The sequence below is a fragment of the Micromonospora chalcea genome (assembly GCF_002926165.1).
GTDB lineage: Bacteria > Actinomycetota > Actinomycetes > Mycobacteriales > Micromonosporaceae > Micromonospora > Micromonospora chalcea.
In genome coordinates this window covers 1-20028 of the sequence record NZ_MAGP01000179.1, presented here as the reverse complement: position 1 = coordinate 20028, position 20028 = coordinate 1, and the positions used below count along the sequence as shown (strand labels likewise).

At 73.4% G+C, this 20028-nt stretch carries 12 protein-coding genes; 2 read left to right on the top strand and 10 right to left on the bottom strand.

The window, feature by feature from the left end; translation table 11 throughout:
• Positions 1-43 precede the first annotated feature (43 nt).
• The 10 genes from BAW75_RS31270 to argS form a co-directional block, all read right to left on the bottom strand.
• Positions 44-3499 (bottom strand): phosphodiester glycosidase family protein, encoded by a 3456-nt coding sequence (locus tag BAW75_RS31270; protein WP_104115922.1) that lies wholly within the window; start codon positions 3497-3499, stop codon positions 44-46.
• Positions 3500-3643: 144 nt separating this feature from the next.
• A complete protein-coding gene (gene rho / locus BAW75_RS31265; RefSeq protein ID WP_104115921.1) occupies positions 3644-5719 on the bottom strand; it encodes a transcription termination factor Rho in 2076 nt (691 codons plus the stop codon).
• A gap of 338 nt (positions 5720-6057) precedes the next feature.
• Positions 6058-6960 (bottom strand): homoserine kinase, encoded by a 903-nt coding sequence (thrB, locus tag BAW75_RS31260; protein ID WP_043328630.1) that lies wholly within the window; start codon positions 6958-6960, stop codon positions 6058-6060.
• 64 nt (positions 6961-7024) lie between these two features.
• Positions 7025-8269: an MFS transporter gene (locus BAW75_RS31255; protein ID WP_104115920.1), complete on the bottom strand. Its 1245-nt coding sequence runs from the start codon at positions 8267-8269 to the stop codon at positions 7025-7027.
• Between the two features lie 9 nt (positions 8270-8278).
• Positions 8279-9097, bottom strand: coding sequence for a polysaccharide deacetylase family protein (locus BAW75_RS31250; RefSeq protein WP_043328627.1), 819 nt, complete (start codon positions 9095-9097; stop codon positions 8279-8281).
• A gap of 115 nt (positions 9098-9212) precedes the next feature.
• Complete coding sequence (locus BAW75_RS31245; protein WP_104115919.1) at positions 9213-12458, bottom strand: efflux RND transporter permease subunit; 3246 nt, start codon at positions 12456-12458, stop codon at positions 9213-9215.
• 330 nt (positions 12459-12788) lie between these two features.
• Positions 12789-13838: a threonine synthase gene (thrC, locus tag BAW75_RS31240; protein ID WP_043328624.1), complete on the bottom strand. Its 1050-nt coding sequence runs from the start codon at positions 13836-13838 to the stop codon at positions 12789-12791.
• A 112-nt stretch (positions 13839-13950) separates the two neighbouring features.
• Positions 13951-15255, bottom strand: a complete 1305-nt coding sequence (locus BAW75_RS31235; RefSeq protein ID WP_043328623.1) for a homoserine dehydrogenase — start codon at positions 15253-15255, stop codon at positions 13951-13953.
• Complete coding sequence (gene lysA, locus BAW75_RS31230; RefSeq protein WP_104115918.1) at positions 15252-16637, bottom strand: diaminopimelate decarboxylase; 1386 nt, start codon at positions 16635-16637, stop codon at positions 15252-15254. Before lysA ends, BAW75_RS31235 begins: the two co-directional genes overlap by 4 nt.
• A gap of 2 nt (positions 16638-16639) precedes the next feature.
• Complete coding sequence (argS, locus tag BAW75_RS31225; protein ID WP_043328621.1) at positions 16640-18307, bottom strand: arginine--tRNA ligase; 1668 nt, start codon at positions 18305-18307, stop codon at positions 16640-16642.
• Between the two features lie 99 nt (positions 18308-18406).
• On the opposite strand from argS, the gene BAW75_RS31220 reads away from it, so the two are divergent.
• On the top strand, positions 18407-19243 hold the full coding sequence (locus BAW75_RS31220) for a DUF3105 domain-containing protein (RefSeq protein ID WP_043328620.1): 837 nt from the start codon (positions 18407-18409) through the stop codon (positions 19241-19243).
• Between the two features lie 13 nt (positions 19244-19256).
• Complete coding sequence (locus tag BAW75_RS31215; RefSeq protein ID WP_104115917.1) at positions 19257-19931, top strand: DUF305 domain-containing protein; 675 nt, start codon at positions 19257-19259, stop codon at positions 19929-19931.
• The last annotated feature ends 97 nt before the right edge of the window (positions 19932-20028 follow it).

Sequence of the window (20028 nt, the reverse complement as noted above, 5' to 3'; positions counted from 1 at the left end):
GACCGTGGCGCGCCCTCCACCATGAGGAGCCCCGGCCTCCGGGTCAGGCGGCGGGGGCGCGGACCGCTGCGGCGGCAGTGGTCACCGTCGTCTCGGCCTTCACGCCGTTGACGGTCACCGCCAGCAGCACCTGCGCCCCCGGGCGCAGCGCGGTCAGCCGGCCGGTGGCCGGGTCGAACCGGGCCACGTGCCACGGCCGTACGCCCGTCGCGCCGCCGATGTGCAGGTTCGGCGAACCGGACCAGTCGGCGCTGACCGGCGCCGCCACCGGCACCTGCCGGCCGCTGGGCTGGGTGAGCGTGGCCGTGACGTCCACCGGCGAACCCTGGCGCACCTGCGCGGGCGCGGTCAGCGCGAGCCGGTCGACGTGGGCGTGCATCTCCGCGCTCACCCACGTCGGGCCCTCGGCCAGCGGGTCGCGGCGGGCCCGCTCGGCCTCCCCCGGCGTCACCGGGTCCACCCCGAACTCGGTCCAGCCGGTGAACCCGCCGAGCGCGGCCGGGGTCGACGGGTCCTTGCCCGAGTTGCCGTTGATCACGTACGGCACGCCGTCCACCCGGTCGGCGTGGAACGTGCCGACGTGCCCGTTGACCATCAGCGCGCCCTTGCCGGTGCGGTGCTGGAAGTCGGCCAGCCACTGCTCGACCAGCGCCGCCTCCTTCCGGTCGCCGAGCTGGCTGGCCTTGGCCGGGCTCGGGTCGCGCGGCGGGTGGTGGAACAGCACCGCCACCGAGCCCACCGAGCGGTCGCCGGCGGCCTGGTCGAGCGTCCGGCGCAGCAGCTCCACCTGGTCGAACCCGCCGCCGCGCAGCGAGCCGGTGGCCGTGCTGAGCGTGAGGAACCGGGTGCCCCGGTGATCGAAGACGCGCGAGGTGTCCCCGAAGACGCTGCGGAAGTTGTCGATCGGCGCGCCCATGATCTCGTGGTTGCCGGGCACGTAGTGATACGGCACCTCGCCGCCCAGCTCCTCGTCCAGGATGCGCTTGGCCAGCGCGAAGTCCGCCGGGTAGGCGGTGTCCACGAAGTCGCCGTTGATGATCAGGAAGTCCGGCCGGGCGGCGCGGACCTCGCGCAGCGTACGGCGGGCCTGGGCGACCAGGTCGCTGTCCGGGTTCGCGGCGACGAACTGGGCGTCGGAGAGCACCGCGAAGCGCCAGGGCGCCCCGTCCACAGTGCCGTCGCGCAGCACCACCCGGTCGGTGCGGTTCGGCTCGGGCGGCGCCTGCACGTCCGGCGGCACCCGGGCCACCAGGTCGTCGATCACGACCTCGCTGCGGTACTGCTTGGCCGGGTCGGTCTCGGCCACGTAGAACCGGCGCACCCGCACCGGGTACTGCACGCCCGGCGGTACGGCGAACTCGACGTAGCGCCAGCCGGTCCAGTCCAGGTACGGGCCGCGCAGCACGAACTGGGTGTCCTGCGCGTCGTGCAGGTGCAGGCTGGGCCACTCGCCGGCGCCGTTGGCCTTGATCCACATGCCGAACGCCTGCGGCTGGCCCGGTACGTCGATCCACGCGGGCGGGTCGGCGTACGCGGCCCGGGTGCCGGTGGACTGGCTGAAGTCGTACGACATCCGCAGCCCGCCCCCGGTGTGCCCCTCGGCCGGTGCGACCGACCCGGAGGCGCGGGCCTGGCTGAACTTCCAGGACGCCGCGTCGTCGAACCCGGCCACCGGCACGTCGGTGAGCCCGACGGTCACCGGCAGGACCGTGCTGTGGTTGCCCACCCGTGCGGTGACCAGCGCCGAGCCGGTCGCGGCGAGCGCTTTGACGGACAGGTTGCCGTCGGCGGTGGGGGTGACGGAGAGCAGGTCCCTGTCGTACTCCAGCTTCAGGTCGGCCGGCTCGATCGGCGCGGTGTTGCCCTCGGCGTCGTAGCCGACCACGCCGAACAGGCCGCTGTCACCGGCGCGGTCCAGGCCGACCCGGTCGACGGTGCCGTCGATCCGCTGCAGCGGGCCGAGCACCGTCAGCTCGATGGTGCCGCGGGCCCGGCCGCGGGCGGCGGTGACGGTGCTGCGGCCGGGGACGGCGGCCCGGAACACGCCGTCGCCGTCGACCCGTCCGTGGGTGGCGTGCCAGCGCGGCTCGCCGGCGGCCGGGCCGTACGTCTCGTCGTATCCGGCGGCGGTGAGCCGGCGGGTGAGGCCGGGGAAGACCCGGTCCGGCCGGCCGCCGCGCACCGGTGCGACGCCCGGCGCGGCGGTCGGGTCGCTGGCGGTCTCCAGCCAGTAGCCGGTGAGCCGGCCGCTGCCCTTCGGGGCGTAGACGGCGAGCCCGTTCGGTACCGGCCGCTCGCTGCCGTCGGACGGGCTGTTCTCCACCTGGACCGTGGCCGCGCCCGGCTCCCGGGCGAGCAGCGTGGAGGAGCCGCCGCCGTCCCGGTTGAGCGCGTTCGCGGCGCCCAGCTCGGCCATCATGCGGCCCATCTCGGTCTGCGTGACGCCACGGCTGTCCACCTGCCGGCCGTCCACCGTCATCATGATCATCTTGCGTCCGTCGGCGGAGAAACCGACAGCTGTGCGCGGGGCCAGCGACGCGTCGGCGATGTCCTGCACCACGCCGTCGCGGACCAGCGCGTTGCCGCCGCCCACGGCGGCGCGCAGGTCACCGCCGTCGGAGGCCCGCGGCCGCCAGGTCACGTCCACCGCGTCGCCGGGCCGCAGCGCGGCGAGCGCGTCGGCACCGGCCTCGCGGCCCAGCAGCACAGTGCTGCCGGCCGGGATCGGCCCCTCGCCCGCCGTGGTGGCCACGCTCGCCACCCGGCCGCCGGTCAGCGTCACCTCGACCGTCCGGGCCGCGCCCTCCACGGCCCGCTTGCGGGTGTACGAGCCCCAGAGCGGCGTGAACACGCCCACGCCGTCGCGCTGCACCATGTTGTTGAACTGGGTGAGCGGCACCGGGCCGGCGGGCAGCGTCGCGGCGCCCTCGAAGCCGACCTCGACCACCCGGCCGATGCCCTGGGCGCTGATCCCGACGGCGTTGGGGTGCCCGGCGATCGGCGACTGCACCAGCTCGCCGGAGCGGATGCCGACGCCCTGGGCGGCGCCGGAGTTGTTGATGTCGAAGAAGTCTCCGTTGACCGCCGCGACCGCGCGGGACCGGTCCACCGCGGCGCGCAGCGGCTCGTCCTTGGTCACCTCGCCGGAGTTCACGTAGTCCACCGTCAGCCCGCCGCCCAGGTCGGCGGTGAGCGCGTCGGCGCGCAGCCAGCCGGCCGCGTCGTACCTGTCGAAGGAGGTCAGGCTCAGGCCGGGCGCGACCGGCCGGGTGCTCTTGGCGGTCTCCAGGCCGCCGGCCGGCTCCACACCGGCGAGCGCGACGGCGGGGTCGGGGCGGGACGAGGCGCGTGGCGCGTCCTCGGCGGCGGTGGCGGCCGGCGGCGCGACGGGCGACGGCCCGGCGGCCGTCGCGCCGGACGGCGTCGGCGCGGTGATGGTCAGCAACGGCGTCAGCAGCAGGACGCCGGCGAGGCGGGCGGGTCGACTGCGGGTTCGCATGGACGACAGTCAACCCGACGATGAACAGAAGTTTCAATACCTAGCGACTGAACCGTAGGAAAACTTCACCATCGGCGGTGCCCGGTACGCGACGAGGGGCACGGCCGCGTACGGCCGTGCCCCTCGTTCGTCGGATCCGTCAGCTCACTCGCCCGGAGTGGACTTCGCGATCTGCATCAGGAACTCGATGTTGGTGCGGGACTGCTTGAGCCGGTCCAGCAGGAGGTCGAGCGCCGCCTGCGAGTCCAGCGAGTGCAGCACCTTGCGGAGCTTGTGGATGATCGCCAGCTCCTCCGGCGCGAGCAGGACCTCCTCCTTGCGGGTGCCGGAGGGGTTGATGTCGATCGCCGGGAAGACACGCTTGTCGGCGATCTTCCGGTCCAGCTTCAGCTCGGCGTTACCCGTGCCCTTGAACTCCTCGAAGATGACCGTGTCCGCCATGGACCCGGTCTCCACCAGCGCGGTGGCGAGAATGGTCAGCGAGCCACCGTTCTCGATGTTGCGCGCCGCGCCGAGGAAGCGCTTGGGCGGGTAGAGCGCGGTGGAGTCGATACCACCCGACATGATCCGGCCGCTGGCCGGCGCCGCCAGGTTGTACGACCGGCCGAGCCGGGTCACCGAGTCGAGCAGCACGACCACGTCGTGCCCCAGCTCGACCAGGCGCTTCGCCCGCTCGATCGCCAGCTCCGCCACCGTGGTGTGGTCCTGCGGCGGACGGTCGAACGTGGCCGCGATGACCTCGCCCTTCACCGAGCGCTGCATGTCGGTGACCTCTTCGGGCCGCTCGTCGACCAGCACCACCATCAGGTGGCACTCCGGGTTGTTGCGGGTGATCGCGTTCGCGATCGCCTGCAGCACCATCGTCTTGCCGGCCTTCGGCGGCGACACGATGAGCGCCCGCTGGCCCTTGCCGATCGGCATGACCAGGTCGATCACCCGGGTGGTGAGGATGTGCGGCTCGGTCTCCAGCCGCAGGCGCTCCTGCGGGTAGAGCGGGGTGAGCTTGTAGAACTCCGGCCGGCGCTTCGCCTCGTCCGGCTCCATCCCGTTGATGGTGTCCAGCCGGACCAGCGGGTTGTACTTGTCGCGCCGCTGCTCGCCGTCCCGCGCGGCCCGCACGGCGCCGGTGATCGCGTCACCGCGGCGCAGGCCGTACTTCTTGATCTGGGACATCGAGACGTACACGTCGTTCGGGCCGGCCAGGTAGCCGGTGGTCCGGACGAAGGCGTAGTTGTCGAGCACGTCGATGATGCCGGCGACCGGGACGAGCACGTCGTCCTCGCCGACCTGCGGCTCGCGGCCGCCACCGCTGTCGCCCTCGCCCCGCTCGCCGCGGCCGCGACGACGGTCCCGGAACCGGCTGCGCCGGCCCCGCCGGCCGCCGCCCTCGCCGTCGTCGTCGCCGTCGTTGTCCCGCTCGGCGCGCTGACCACGGTCGTTGCGGTCGCCCCGGTCGTTGCGGTCGCCCCGGTCGTTCCGGTCGCCCCGGTCGTTCCGGTCGCCCCGGTCGTTGCGCTCGGCGCGCTCGCCCCGGTCGGCACGCTCGTTACGGTCACCCCGCTCGGCCCGGTCACCCCGGTCGTTGCGGTCGCCCCGGTCGTTGCGGTCGCCGCGCTCGGCCCGGTCGCCGCCACGCTCGGCACGCTCGCCGCCGCGCTCGGCACGCTCGCCGCCGCGCTCACGGCCCCGGCCCTCGTTGCGCTCACCGCGCTCGGCACGGTCGGTCCGCTCGCCGGTCTCGGCGGGTGCCTCCTCGGCGCGCGGCGTCTCGGCCGGCCGCACCTCGGTCGCCGGCGTCTCGGCCGGGCGGGCCTCGGTGGTCGCGGCCGCAGTCCGGCTGCGGCGACCACGGGTACGGCCCTCGGTCGCCTCGGCGGCGGGCGCCTGCTCGGCGGGGCGCGCCTCGGCCCGCTCCTCACGGACCTCCGCGTGCACCTCCTCACGGGCGGGAGCAGCAGCCGCGGCCGCTACCTCGGCGCGCGGTCGAGGGGTTCCGGCGGCGGCGCCGCCCTGCTGCCGCTCGGTGATGGCACTGATCAGCTCGCCCTTGCGCATGCGGGCCGTACCAGAGATGCCGAGCGACGCGGCCAGGCTCTGGAGCTCCGGCAGCAGCATGGCCGACAGGCCGGTGCCGCTCCGGCGGCGGCGCGTGGGGGCGGCGGTGGTGGCATCGCCAGCGACGTTGGAAACATCCGACGTCACGTCGGTGGTGTCGCTCAATGGATTCCTTCCCTCGATAGGCCGGAGCTGCCCGGAGTCGTGGAGCCAGGTGGCCGGGCGGCCTCGGTGCACCCGCCTCGCATGGACGCGTCGCGGGAGTCTGTGACACAGCAGCCGGTGGTTTCCCGACTCACCACCATCGGTGAGCAGGTCTCGCCGCCTGCGGCGACCTGTGGAAACTGCGGTGCGGCGTGGGCCTTGGGCAGGGGTGACGGGCTGACCGCCGAGAGCTTCGGGGGTGCGCCGAACCGCAGGAAGATCGCATGCTTCGCGGCTGTGCTAGGTCTAGAGCGTAATCAACTCTTCCGACCTGCGGCAACAGGGCCCCGCTCGGCGTGTCAAAGTCTACCCCGGATGACCCGGGCACCGCTGACATCTATCGGCAACTCCCACCGGCGCCAATCTGTTCCCGGCTCAAATCCCACCGGGACCTGGGAAAGCGCCAGCACCGTCGGCCCCGCCCCACTGACCACAGCCGCCACACCAGCCGCACGCAGCGCGCCGACGAGCGCCGCGGTGGCGGGCATCCCGGGCGCCCGCTGCTCCTGGTGCAGCCGGTCGACGGTGGCCGGCAGCAGCAGCGCCGGATCGGTGGTCAGCGCGTGCACCAGCAGGGCCGCCCGGCCCGCGTTGAGCGCCGCGTCGGCGTGCGGCACGGTGGCCGGCAGGGCGGCCCGGGCCACCGAGGTCAGGCCCCGCTCGGCGGGTACGAAGACGGTCGGGCGCACGGCCGGCGCCACCGGCAGCGACACCGCCCGCGCGCCGCCCGGCTCCGTCCAGGCGATCGTGAAGCCCCCGAGCAGGCAGGGCGCGACATTGTCCGGATGCCCCTCCAACTCGGCGGCCAACCGCAGCGCGGCGTCGTCGTCCATCCGCTGCTCGCCGTCTGCAACCAGGGCGCGGGCCGCCAGCACCCCGGCCACGATCGCGGCCGAGGACGAGCCGAGCCCACGCGCCTGGGGAATGCGGTTCTCGCACTCCAGCGCCAGGCCGGCCGGCTGCGCGCCGAGCACGTCGAAGGTGGCCCGCATGGCGGTCACGATCAGGTGCCGCTCGTCCGCCGGCAGCTCACCGGCACCCTCGCCGGTGACCGCCACCCGCACGCCGCCGCCGGTCACCTCGGCCGTGACGTCGTCGTGGCGGCCCAGCGCCAGGCCGAGCGCGTCGAAGCCGGGGCCCAGGTTGGCGCTGGTCGCGGGCACCCGGACCCGGACCGGGCCGGGGAGGAAGGTCGTCGGCACCGGCTCATGCTAGGACGTCACCCCGACAGCCCGGCCGGACCGCCCGGAGCGTGGGACCGGCGTGTCAGCCGGTGCGCTCCGGGGTGGGCGCGTCGACCGGGTCGGTGAGCGAGAGCCGCCGGGTGGCGAACCGCCAGCCGAGCGCGTAGACGACGGTGGCCAGGCCGCAACCGACCAGCACGGTGCGCTCGTCCACCCGGTCCACCACGAGCGCCACGACCAGCTGGCTCACCGCGATGGCGAGCGTGGCCAGCATCATGTCGGTGGCGAAGACCCGGCCGCGCAGCCGGTCCGGCACCTCGCCCTGCAACGCGTAGTTGGACAGCACCCAGTTGCTGCCGCCGCCCAGGTGGGCCAGGAAGACCAGGATCAGCACCAGCGGGAACCAGGACACCACCGACGCGCCCAGATACGCCAGGCCGTACAGCGACATGGACAGCGCCAGACCGGTGAGCAGCCAGGCCCGGTTGCTGAGCACCCGGCGCATCAGGATCGGACCGACCAGGGCCCCGGCGCCCCGGGCGGCGAAGAGCAGGCCCGCGCCGACCGGGCCGACGCCGTACACGCCGGCGAGCAGCGGGAAGACGGTCAGCACGCCGTTGCCGAGGCCGACCGCCGACTTCACGGTGACCAGCGCGAGCACGCGCGGGCGCTGGACGATGTAGCGCAGCGCCTCCCGGATCGCCGCCCACGTGCGCGGCACGGCCGCCGCCGGGTCGCGCGGCGCCTGCAGGGGCCGGCGGATCAGCGCGGCCAGGCCGAACGCGGCGAGCAGGCCCGCGGCGGCCACCCAGAAGCTGGCGTACGGGCCGTACGCGGCGCTCAGGATGCCGCCGAGTGAAGCGCCGACCACTGTCATGGTGCCCCAGGCCGAGCCGGCGACCGCGTTCGCCGCCGCCAGGTCCGCCGGGTCGACCACGTTGGGCAGCGCGGCCTGGGCGGCCGGCGAGTAGAAGGCCTTCGCCACCGCCACCAGCGCGATCGCCGCCAGCGCCAGCCAGGCCGTGCCGGCGCCGCGCACACCGAGCAGCAGCAGGACACCGGCCAGGGCCGCGATGTTCGCCGCCATCATCACCTTGCGGCGGTCGAACCGGTCGGCCACGGTCCCGGCGTACGGCAGCAGCAACGCGGTGGTGCCGGTGTCCACGGCCAGCACCAGCGCGCCCCACACCCCGCTGCCGGTCAGCTCCGGCAGCAGCACCAGCAGCGGCACCATGACGAACCAGTCCGCGCCGAACACGACCAGCTCGGCGATGAACAGATGGCGGAAGTCGCGGTTGCGGACGAGGACGGAGAGGGTGGGCGACACGCGGGCACCCTATCGGGCCGCTCCCCCACCGGCAGCTCGGCGCAGCAGGTCGGAGACCGTGACGAAGGTGTATCCCCGGGCCCGCAACCCGTCGATCATGTCGGGCAGGCCGCGGAGCGCGACCAGCCGCCGGTCGTCGCCCACGTCGTGCCCGAGCACGATCGTGCCGGGGCGCACGTCGGCCACGATCCGCCGGGCGTGCCCGGCCGGGTCGTGCGGGAACTCGCTCTCGACCATCTGCAGCGTCCACAGCACCAGCCGGTAGTCCAGCCGGGCCGAGGCGTACAGCACCGCGCCGCCCAGATGTCCCCAGGGCGGGCGGAGCAGTCGCGGGGACGATCCGGTGGCCGCGGTGATCGCGTCGTGGCTGCGGCGCAGGTCGTCGTAGACCGTCGCGGCGTCCATCCGGGCCAGGTCGCGGTGCGCCCAGCTGTGGTTGCCGACCTCGTGGCCGTCCATCCGGTCCCGGACCAGCGGGGCGTGCCGGCGCGCCCGCTCACCGACCAGGAAGAAGGTGGCCGGCACCCGGTGCTCGGCCAGCGTGTCCAGCACCATCGGGGTCCACTGTGGGCGGGGGCCGTCGTCGAAGGTGAGCGCCACCAGGGGTTCGTCGGTGCGTACGCCCCAGACGACCTGGACCCCGCCGCGACCGACGTCCTGGTGGCGGTTGCCGAGCGTGGCGCTGGCCGGGCCGCCCGCCAGCGGGAGGCGGCGGTCGGCCACCCAGGTGCTCTCCACGGTGGCGGCGGAGCCGAGCGCGGCGCCGCCCAACAGCAGCGCGGACCGGCGCAGCACGGTACGTCGATTCCACCGGCCCGCGACCCCCATCGCGCCCCCGCACCGAAAGTAGGCATCAGCTCACCGAGCGTACCGCCGGATGCGCTTCTGGTGTGTCCCGTGCGTCGAGGTGTCGGGAGGGGCCGCGCGGGCCCCTCCCGACCCGTCACTCGGTGGGGGGAAGCGGGGAACGGCGGCTCTTGGGCAGGCGGAGCACCTCGAACTGGTCCGTACCGTCGATCAGCGCGCCCGACGGGCGGGCCGGTGGCGGCGCGACCTGAGCCCGCTCCTCGACGCGCTCCTCGCCGCCGCCGACCGGCACCGGCACCGGATCGGCCGCCGGCTCCGGCTCGACCGGCACCGCCGCGCCCCGGCGGCGGGCCCGGAACGAGCCCTTGGTGTGCTCCACCATCGTGTAGAGCGTCGGCACCAGCACCAGCGTCAACAACGTCGAGCTGAGCAGGCCGCCGATCACCACGATCGCCAGCGGCTTGGAGATGAAGCCGCCCTCACCGGTCAGGCCGAGCGCCATCGGCAGCAACGCGAAGATCGTCGCGACGGCTGTCATCAGGATCGGCCGCAGCCGGCGCCGGCCGCCCTCCACCACGGCCTCGGTCACGTCCATGCCCTGCGCCCGGTACTGGTTGATCAGATCCAGCAGCACGATCGCGTTCGTCACCACGATGCCGACGAGCATGAGCACGCCGATCAGCGCCGGCACGCCCAGCGGCGTCCCGGTGACCAGCAGCAGCCCGATCGCCCCGGTCGCCGCGAACGGCACCGAGATCAGCAGGATCAGCGCCTGGGTGAGGCTGCGGAACGTGGCCACCATGATCAGGAAGACGATCGCGATGGCGGCCAGCACCGCGAGCCCGAGGTCCGCGAACGCGTCCGCCTGGTCGGCGCTGACGCCGCCGATCTCGTACGTGGCGCCCGGCACGTCCAGCGCGTCCAGCCGCTTCTGCAGCTCCTGCGTGGTGGCGCCGAGGTTCGAGCCGGTCGCCGTGCCGGTGACCGAGACGCTGCGCTCGCCGTCGATCCGGGTCACCTGCTGCGGACCCTCGACCTGGTTGACGTCCGCGATCGCGTCCAGTGGCACCGCGCCGACCGGCAGCGCCCGCAGCTCCGCCACGGTCAGCGGCGGCCGGGCACCGCTGCTCAGGACCACGGTCTGGGCCGTACCGTCGAGCGTGACCTGGCCCAGCGGCGCACCCCGGTACACCTGCGCGACGAGCTGCCCGACGGCCGCCTCGGTGAGCCCGGCCGGGGCCGCGGCGACCCGGTCCACAGTCACCTCGACGCGGGGCACCCGCGTGGCCAGGCTGCTGGTGACGTCCTCCACGCCCGGCGTGTCGGCCATCGCGGCACGTACCGCCTCGGCCGCACGGGTCAGCGTCTCCTGGTCGGCGGCCTGCACCACCACCTCGACCTGGTTGGCCGAGGCGTTCTGCCCGCCGCCGAACGTCAGCTCGCCCACCTCCGGGCCGAGCGCGTCGAACTCCTTGCGCAGGCCCTGGCGTACCGTCGCGGCGTCGGTGTCGTCGGAGAGCGACAGCGACCAGGTGGCCCGGTCGCTGCCGCCGCCGGCGAACGGGTTGTCGCCACCACCGGCGCTGACCTGGTAGGTCTCCACCCCGGGGGTACGCCGCAGCACCTCCTCGATCCGCGCGGCGGCCCGGTCGGTGCCGGCGAGCGAGGTGCCGGCCGGCATCTCCTGCCGGATGGCGAGCGTGTCCTGGCCCGAGTCGTCCAGGAAGTTCGTCTCCAGCTTCTGTGCCAGCCCGAACGTGCCCAGGAGCACCAGCAGGCCCAGGCCGACGGTCGCCCACCGGGTCTTCCGGGAGCGGGTGGCGAAGTCGATCACCGGCAGGTACGCCCGCTGCAGCGGGTTGCGCAGCTCCTTCTCCTCGGCCTCCCGCCGGGCCGCGGCGTCGTCGGCGCCGCCGCGCGGCCGCAGGAACCAGTACGCCAGCACCGGGATGACAGTGAGCGACACCAGCAGCGAGGCGAGCAGCGCCACCGTCACGGTGATCGCGAACGGGGCGAAGAGCTGCCCGACGAAGCCGCCCACCAGGGCGATCGGCGCGAACACGGCGACAGTGGTGAGCGTGGACGCGGTCACCGCGCCGGCCACCTCGCGGACCGCGGTGAGAATCGCGTCCCGCTTCGGCTCGCCGTACTCCAGGTGCCGTTTGATGTTCTCCAGCACCACGATGGAGTCGTCCACCACCCGGCCCACCGCGATGGTCAGCGCGCCCAGGGTGAGCAGGTTGAGCGAGTAGTCGCCGGACCAGAGCACGATCAGCGCGACCAGCACCGACAGCGGGATGGACACCGCGGTGACCACCGTGGAACGCACCGACAGCAGGAACACCAGGATCACCACGACCGCCATGACCAGGCCCAGCAGGCCCTCGGTGGTCAGGCTCTCGATGGACTTCTCGACGAACGGGGCCTGGTCGAAGACCACTGTCAGCTCGGCGCCCGCGGCGTCACCCAGCTCGTCCAGCCGGTCCCGGATCTCGTGCGAGATCTCCACCGCGTTGCCGTCCGGAGCGGCCGTCACCGCGATGCCCAGGCTGGGCTTGCCGTTGGTACGGGTCAACGAGGTCGCCGGGGCGAGCTGCTGCTCCACCGCTGCGACGTCGACGAGGCGTACCGGGGCGGCGGGCGCCGTGGTGAGCACGATGCCGCGCAGGTCGTCGAGCGTCCGGATCGGCGTGCCCACCTGCACCGGCAGCGACCGGTCGCCGTCGGCGAGCGCGCCCGCCGGCACCGCCACACCGTTGCTCTTGAGCGCCGACGCGATGGCGGTCGGCGCCACCCGGGCGGCGGCGAGCTTCGCCGGGTCCGGCGTGATCGTCACGATCTGGTCCCGGGCGCCGGTGACGTCCACCGACCGGACGCCGTCCAGCGCCTCCAGCTCCGGCACGACGGCGGTACGCAGCTTCTCGGCCAGCGCCCGCTCGTCGCCGTCACCGGTCGCGGCGACCACCACGGCGGGCAGGTCGTCGGTGCTGCCGGCGATCACCTGCGGGTCGACGCCCTCGGGCAACTGGGCGTCGATCCGGTTGAGCGCGGTCTCCATCTTGTTGACCACGTCGTCCAGGTCGGTGCCGAACTCGTACTGCACCTGGACCGTGGCCGAGCCCTCGCGCGAGGTCGAGGTGACCGTGTCCAGGCCCGGTATGCCCTTGAGGCTGTTCTCGATCGGCTCGGCGACCTGGGCTTCGACGATCTCCGGCGCGGCACCCGGGTACGTCGCCACGATGAACGCGGCGGGAAACTCCAGCGACGGCAGGAGCTGCTGCTTCAGCGACGGCACGGCGAACAGCCCGAACGCCGTCGTCACCAACGCGACGAGGGCGATCAGGCCCCGGTTGGCGAGACTGAATCTGGCGAGCAGCGACATCGGCGTTACTCACTCCTGAAGAGGGGGTTTGCGGGGCCCTGAGTCTGCCGCACGGCCCGACACTCCCGGCATCCGCCCCAGCCGATGACATCGCCGTGCTTGAGGGTCGCCCGCGCCCGCCTTGATCGACTCCACTTCGCCGAGGTGGTTGCAACCCACCCCCTCCGATCCCGCCACCTCCCCGAGCTGGTGTCGATCAAGAGCGGGGATACCGCCACGTCCCCGAGCTGGTGTCGATCAAGGACGGGGATACCGCCACCTCCCCGAACTGGCATGGGTCGAGCGCGGAGGGCGCCGGCCGGTCCGGGAACGACGCGGGAGACGGAGGGATCAGACCAGGTCGAGGGAGCGCGCGGCGGCCAGCGCGTCGTTGGCGATCGTCACCGGCGCGGGCGCGGTCGAGATGGCCCACTCCGGGTCCTTCAGACCGTGCCCGGTGACCGTGCAGACCACCCGCGACCCGGCCGGCACCTTGCCGGCGGCGGCCTGCTGGAGCAGACCGGCGACGCTGGCCGCGCTGCCCAGCTCCACGAAGACGCCCACCTCGCGGGCCAGCAGCCGGTACGCCGACAGGATCTCCCGGTCGGTGACGGCGGAGATCAGGCCGCCGGAGGCGTCCCGCGCGTCGAGGGCCTTGGTCCAGCTCGCCGGGTTGCCGATCCGGATGGCGGTGGCGATCGTGGACGGCTCCGGCACCACCTGGCCGGTGACGATGGGGGCCGCGCCGGCGGCCTGGAAGCCGTACATCCGGGGGGCCTTCGTGGCGTTGCCGTCGCGCAGGTCCTCGGAGTAGCCCATCCAGTACGCGGTGATGTTGCCGGCGTTGCCGACCGGCAGGCAGTGGATGTCGGGCGCGTCGCCGAGCGCCTCGACGATCTCGAAGGCGGCGGTCTTCTGGCCGTGCAGCCGGTCGATGTTGACGGAGTTGACCAGCGCGACCGGGTAGTCCTGGGCGAGCTTGCCGGCCAGCCCGAGGCAGTCGTCGAAGTTGCCCTGCACCTGGAGCAGCTTCGCGCCGTGCACGAGCGCCTGGGCCAGCTTGCCCAGCGCGATCTTGCCCTGCGGCACCAGCACTGCGCAGGTGATCCCGGCGCGGGCCGCGTACGCGGCGGCGGAGGCGCTGGTGTTGCCGGTGGACGCGCAGATGATCGCCTTGTCACCGGCCTCGACGGCCTTGGAGACGGCGACCGTCATGCCCCGGTCCTTGAACGAGCCGGTCGGGTTGGCCCCTTCGACCTTGAGCCAGACGTCCGCGCCGACCCGGGCGGAGAGCACCGGCGCCGGCAGCAGCGGCGTGTTGCCCTCGTGCAGGGTGACGACGGGAGTCGCGTCGGTGACCGGCAGCCGGTCCCGGTACGCCTCGATCAGTCCCCGCCACATGTCGCGCTCCTCGCCTCTGTCGCCCCGCTCCGGGGCCTGCCAACAGCGTGGACCAGCCTGCCCGGCCGGCCACCGGCACACCCTGCCTTAACCATCAGGCGGGACGCGCCGGTTACGCGCCGCCCTCCACCCGCAGCACGCTCGTCACCGAGCGGACGATGTCCAGTCCGCGCAGCTCACGGACGGTGGCCGCGAGCGCGGCGTCGGGCGCGACGTGGGTGACGATAACCAGTTCCGCGTCGCCGCCGGCCGGGCCCTGCCGCACCGTGGCGATGGACACCTCGTGCCGGGCGAAGACCCCCGCCACCCCGGCCAGCACACCCGGGCGGTCGGCCACGTCGAGGCTGATGTGGTAGCGGGTGAGCGCCTCGCCCATCGGCCGCACCGACAGGTCGGCGTACGCCGACTCGCTCGCCGCGCGTACCCCGGCGAGACGGTTGCGGGCCACCGCCACCACGTCGCCGAGCACCGCGCTGGCGGTGGGCGCGCCACCGGCGCCCCGGCCGTAGAACATGAGCTGCCCGGCCGCGTCGGCCTCGACGAACACCGCGTTGAACGCGTCGCCGACGCTGGCGAGCGGGTGGGTCAGCGGGATCATCGCCGGGTGCACCCGGACGTTCACCGTCTCCCGGCCCTCCGGGTCGACGCCCCGGGCGGCGATGCAGAGCAGCTTGATCGTGCAGCCCATGGCCTTGGCGCTGGCCACGTCGGCGGCGGTCACCTCGGTGATGCCCTCGCGGTGCACGTCGGCGGCGGTCACCCGGGTGTGGAACGCCAGCGAGGCGAGGATGGCGGCCTTGGCGGCGGCGTCGAAGCCCTCCACGTCGGCCGTCGGGTCCGCCTCGGCGTACCCCAGCTCGGTGGCCTCCTCCAGCGCCTCGGCGAAGCCGGCGCCGGTGGCGTCCATGGCGGAGAGGATGAAGTTGGTGGTGCCGTTCACGATGCCGGTGACCCGGGTGATCCGGTCACCGTGCAGCGACTCGCGCAGCGGGCGCAGCAGCGGGATCGCCCCGGCGACGCTCGCCTCGTAGTAGAGGTCGGCGCCGCCCTCGGCGGCGGCGTCGTGCAGCGTCGCGCCGTCCTCGGCGAGCAGCGCCTTGTTGGCGGTGACCACGCTCTTGCCCGCGCGCAGCGCCTCGACGAGCCAGCCGCGGGCCGGCTCGATGCCGCCGACCACCTCGACCACCACGTCCACGTCGTCGCGTTTGATCAGCCCGAGCGCGTCGGTGGTGAACAGCGCCGGGTCGACCGGCAGGTCGCCGCGGTCACGGCCGAGCCGGCGTACGGCGATCCCGGCGATCTCCAGCGGGGCGCCGATCCGGGCGGCGAGGTCGGCCGACTGCTCGTGCAGCAGTCGGACCACGTCGCTACCGACCGTGCCACAGCCGAGCAGCGCCAAGCGAACCGGTGAGGTCATCCCACATCCAATGCCAGCAGGTCGTCTTCGGTCTCCCGGCGGACGATCAGCCGCGCCCGACCGTCACGGACGGCGACGACCGGGGGCCGCGGGACATGGTTGTAGTTGCTGGCCATGCTCCGGCAGTACGCCCCGGTGCCGGGCACCGCAACAAGATCTCCGGGCTGCACGTCGGCGGGCAGAAATTCATCCTTCACCACGATGTCCCCGGACTCACAATGCTTTCCCACCACGCGGGCGAGCATCGGCTGCGCCGTCGACGTGCGGTTCGCCATCGTGGCCGAGTACGAGGCGTCGTAGAGCGCGGTACGGATGTTGTCGCTCATCCCCCCGTCCACGCTCACGTAGGTGCGCAGGCCGTCCACGTCCTTCACGGTCCCGGCCTGGTAGAGCGTGAACACGGCCGGGCCGACGATCGCGCGGCCCGGCTCGACCGACAGGTGCGGCACGGCGAGGTTCTCCGCCGCGCACTCCCCGTCGACGATCTTGCGCAGGCGCTTCGCCAGCTCGTGCGGCGACGCCGGGTCGTCCTGGGTGGTGTACGCGATGCCGAAGCCGCCGCCCAGGTCCAGCTCGGGCAGCTCCACGCCGCGGGCGTCGCGGATCTGCGACTGGAGCGCGAGCACCCGGCGGGCGGACACCTCGAAGCCGCTGGCGTCGAAGATCTGCGAGCCGATGTGCGAGTGCAGGCCGCGCAGCTCCAGCACGTCCTCGTCGAGGATCTTGAACGCGGCCGCCGCGGCGGCGCCACCGGCGAGCGAGAAGCCGAACTTCTGGTCCTCGTGCGCGGTGGCGATGAACTCGTGGGTGTGCGCCTCCACGCCGACGGTGACCCGGACCAGCACCTTCGGGCGTACCCCGCGCTCGCGGGCCAGCTCGGAGAGCCGGTCGATCTCGGTGAACGAGTCGACGATGATCCGCCCCACCCCGGCGTCGACCGCCCGGGTCAGCTCGGCGACCGACTTGTTGTTGCCGTGGAAGCCGATCCGCTCCGCCGGCATCCCGGCCGACAGCGCGGTGGCCAGCTCACCGCCGGTGCAGACATCGAGGAACAGGCCCTCCTCGGCGATCATCCGGACCACCGAGCGGCACAGGAAGGCCTTGCCGGCGTAGTAGACGTCCGCGTCCGGGAAGGCCGCGCGGAACTCGCGGCAGCGCTCGCGCAGGTCGTCCTCGTCCAGCACGTACGCCGGGGTGCCGTACTCGGCGGCCAGGTCGCGGACGTCCAGGCCCGCGACGGTCAGCGCGCCGGCCGGGCCGCGCACCACGTTGCGCGGCCACAGCTGCGGCACCAGGGCGTTGACGTCGACCGGGGTACGCAGCCAGGCCGGCCCCCGGCTGCCGATCTCGCCGTGCAGCGCTCCTGCCTCATGCGCCCGCATGACTACATCCGCTCCGGCGCGGACACCCCGAGCAGGCGCAGGCCGTTGGCGATGACCACCCGGGTCGCGTCGTTGAGCCAGAGCCGCGCCCGGTGGGTGTCGGTGATCTTCTCGTCGCCCTGCGGGGCGATCCGGCAGTTGTCGTAGAACCGGTGGTACGCCTGCGCGACGCTCTCCTCCAGGTAGCGCGCCACCCGGTGCGGCTCCCGCAGCTCGGCGGCGGTGGCCACCACCGCGGGGAACTCGGCGAGCGCCTTGAGCAGCTCGTTCTCCTTGTCGTGGCCGAGCAGCTCGGGCTGGAACGCGGCGGCGTCACCCCGGGTCAGCCCGATCTCGGCCGCGTTGCGGGCCACCCCGGCGGTACGCGCCGCGACGTACTGGACGTAGTAGACCGGGTTGTCGTTCTTGGCCCGGGTCCACAGCTCCACGTCGATGTCGATGGGCGAGTCGGCCGAGTAGCGGGCCAGCGCGTACCGGGCCGCGTCCACGCCGATCGCGTCGACCAGGTCCTCCAGCGTGACCACGGTGCCGGCCCGCTTGCTCATCCGCACCGGGGCGCCATCGCGGACCAGGTTGACCAGCTGGCCGATGAGGATCTCCAGGTTGCGCGCCGGGTCGTCGCCGAAGCAGGCCGACATCGCCTTCATCCGGCCGATGTAGCCGTGGTGGTCGGCGCCCAGCATGATCACGACCCGGTCGAAGCCGCGCTCCCGCTTGTTCAGGTAGTAGGCGCAGTCGGCGGCGAAGTACGTCCACTCGCCGTTGGACTTGCGCAGCACCCGGTCCTTGTCGTCACCGAACTCGGTGGTGCGCAGCCAGGTCGCGCCCTCGGACTCGAAGACGTGCCCCTGCTCCCGCAGCCGGGCCAGCGCCGCGTCCAGCGCGCCCTGGTCGTGCAGGTCCTTCTCGTTGAAGTAGGTGTCGAACTCCACACCGAAGTCGCGCAGCGAGGACTTGATCTCGGCGAACATGAGCTGGACGCCCTCGGTCCGGAAGACCTCCTCGGCGGCGTCCGGGGTGAGGTCGAGCACGTCCGGCCGGCGGCGGACCACCTCGGCGGCGATCTCCGCGATGTACGCGCCGCCGTAGCCGTCCTCCGGCGCGGGCTGGCCCTGCGCGGCGGCCAGCAGCGAGCGGGCGAACCGGTCGATCTGGGAGCCGGCGTCGTTGAAGTAGTACTCGGTGCCGACGTCGGCGCCGGTGGCGCGCAGCAGTCGGCTGAGCGCGTCACCGACGGCCGCCCAGCGGACCCCGCCGATGTGCACCGGGCCGGTCGGGTTCGCCGAGACGAACTCCAGGTTGATCCGCTGCCCGGCGAGGGTGTCGCTGCTCCCGTACGCCGGGCCGGCCTCGACGATGAGCTTGGCGAGCTGACCGGCGGCGGCCGCGTCGAGGCGGACGTTCAGGAAGCCCGGCCCGGCGATCTCCACCGACTTGACCCCCGGCGCCTTGGCCAGCTCGTCGGCCAGCGCGGTCGCCAGTTCCCGCGGGGGTACGCCCACCTTCTTGCTGAGCTGGAGCGCCAGCGTCGAGGCGTAGTCGCCGTGATCCGGGTTACGGGGTCGCTCGACGGTGGTCTGCGCGGGCAGCGCGGCGCGGTCCAGCCCGCGCTCGTCGAAGACGGCGTGGGCTGCGGCGAGGACGACCTCGGCGAGTTCTGCGGGAGTCACTGATCCATGTTATCGGGGGTAGACTCGGGCACCGCGGCGGCGACCCAGCATGTGAACCGGCCCCGCGGTCCCCCTGACCGACCGACCTGACGAGGCACGATGAGCATCAGCACCCCGGGCGGCCCGGAGCGCCGTCCCACCGTGGTCAGCACCGGCAAGAAGCCGGCCGCCGGCCGGCCCGCGGCTGCCGACAAGCCAGCCGCGAAGGCCGGCGCGGGCAAGGCCGGGGGCGGCAAGGGCACGCCACGGCCCGGTGCCGGCGGCAAGGGCCGCAAGCCGATCGCCCCGGTGAAGGTGAGCCAGGGTCGCTCGTGGGGCCCGATCGCCCTGTTCGTCGCGGTCGGCGTGCTGGCCGTGGGCATCATCGGCGTCGGCGCCTGGGCGGTCTACCAGGGCGGCCAGCCGTGGGAGAAGCGGGCCCAGGCGATCAACGGCATCGTCGACTACCGCGAGAAGGACAAGGACCTGGTCAAGGGCGGCAACCACCAGCCCGGCGCGATCAAGTACGACGTCCTCCCGCCGGTCGGCGGCCCGCACAACCAGGCCTGGCAGAACTGCATGGGTGACGTCTACGACGCCCCGATCGCCAACGAGCACGCGGTGCACAGCCTGGAGCACGGCACGGTGTGGATCACCTACCGCCCGGACCTGCCCGCCGACCAGGTGGAGAAGCTCAAGAGCAAGGTGCAGGGCAAGGAGAAGCTGATGCTCAGCCCGTTCGAGGGGCTGGACAAGCCGATCTCGCTGCAGGCCTGGGGCTACCAGCTCAAGGTCGACAACGCCGACGACGGCCGCATCGACGACTTCATCAAGACGCTGCGGGTGAACGCCTCCATCGAGGGCCCGAACGCGCTCTGCGACCAGGGCGTCACGGCCACCGGCACCGCTCCGCGCGACAACCTGCAGAACACCATGCCCCAGCAGCCCACCCAGTAAGGACGACGCCGCGATGACCGCTCCGGTGACCACCGACAGCGAACTGGACGAGGCTCCGGCCGCCGACCAGGGCGGCCGGGGCGCGATGCGCCGTTACGGCCTGCCGGCGGTGGTCGCCGCCCTCGTGGTCGGGCTGCTCCTCGGGTACGCCGGCGGTCTGCTCACCCCCACGCTCACCCGGCCGGGTGAGAACTCGGCGGAGGCCGGGTTCGCCCGGGACATGACCGCCCACCACAACCAGGCCGTGGCCATGGGGCTGCTCGCGTTCAACCAGGGGCGGGACCCTGAGGTACGCCAGGTCGGCGTGGACATCGCCACCGGCCAGCAGGGCGAGATCGGCACCATGCAGACCTGGCTGCGGTCCTGGAAGCTGGACCCGACCGGCGGGCAGGCGCCGATGGCGTGGATGAAGGACGGCGGCGGGCTGATCAAGGACGGCCTGATGCCGGGCATGGCCACGCCGGAGGAGATGGCGAAGCTGCGCGCCGCGAGCGGCCGCGAGTTCGACGTGCTCTTCCTGCAGATGATGATCCGCCACCACATCGGCGGCGTGCACATGATCGACGGCATCCTCGAGCAGGGGCGTGACGACGACGTGCTGGCGGTCGCGCAGGTCATGAAGAACACGCAGCAGAACGACCTGACCAACCTGAGCGCGGCGCTGAAGCGCCTGGGCGGCACCCCGTAACACCACCCGCCACCCCGCAAGACCCCCGAGGCCCGGTCCCCCTTCCCAGGGGCACCGGGCCTCGGGGGTCTTGCGGGGTGGCGGGTGGTGTTACGGG

Coding starts and splice junctions, on each gene's coding strand:
- BAW75_RS31235 (WP_043328623.1), bottom strand. CDS start 15,255: ATGACCTCACCGGTTCGCTTGGCGCTGCTCGGCTGTGGCACGGTCGGT.
- BAW75_RS31215 (WP_104115917.1), top strand. CDS start 19,257: ATGACCGCTCCGGTGACCACCGACAGCGAACTGGACGAGGCTCCGGCC.
- BAW75_RS31250 (WP_043328627.1), bottom strand. CDS start 9,097: ATGGGGGTCGCGGGCCGGTGGAATCGACGTACCGTGCTGCGCCGGTCC.
- lysA (WP_104115918.1), bottom strand. CDS start 16,637: ATGCGGGCGCATGAGGCAGGAGCGCTGCACGGCGAGATCGGCAGCCGG.
- thrC (WP_043328624.1), bottom strand. CDS start 13,838: ATGTGGCGGGGACTGATCGAGGCGTACCGGGACCGGCTGCCGGTCACC.
- BAW75_RS31245 (WP_104115919.1), bottom strand. CDS start 12,458: ATGTCGCTGCTCGCCAGATTCAGTCTCGCCAACCGGGGCCTGATCGCC.
- BAW75_RS31270 (WP_104115922.1), bottom strand. CDS start 3,499: ATGCGAACCCGCAGTCGACCCGCCCGCCTCGCCGGCGTCCTGCTGCTG.
- BAW75_RS31220 (WP_043328620.1), top strand. CDS start 18,407: ATGAGCATCAGCACCCCGGGCGGCCCGGAGCGCCGTCCCACCGTGGTC.